Here is a 264-nt window from a genome sequence, read left to right on the forward strand (position 1 = left end):
GTATGGCATTTTTTATTCCGTATCTTTGCATCGGGATACCGCTTCTCGGCTTTTTTGAAATGGACATAAAAATAGTTTTGTTGTTTGCAGTAACCGTACTGATGACTGCGATTGTATTTTCATCAATTTTTACTTTGATTTCCATGTTAAATAATAATAAAGCGGTTACGGCTGTAATTTGCATTTTGACAGCGTTTTTGTTTCTGATTATCGGAGCGCAATTACATAAGATGTTGAGTGAACCCGAAACAAACATGGCTTTGG

General features: G+C 35.6%; 1 protein-coding gene. It reads right to left on the minus strand.

Annotated elements, in window-relative coordinates; genetic code table 11:
• Positions 1–264: hypothetical protein (locus NE619_RS18245; RefSeq protein ID WP_256133890.1), on the minus strand; the 264-nt coding region annotated here is incomplete at both ends.

It is taken from the genome of Anaerovorax odorimutans (assembly GCF_024459955.1).
GTDB lineage: Bacteria > Bacillota > Clostridia > Peptostreptococcales > Anaerovoracaceae > Hominibacterium > Hominibacterium odorimutans_A.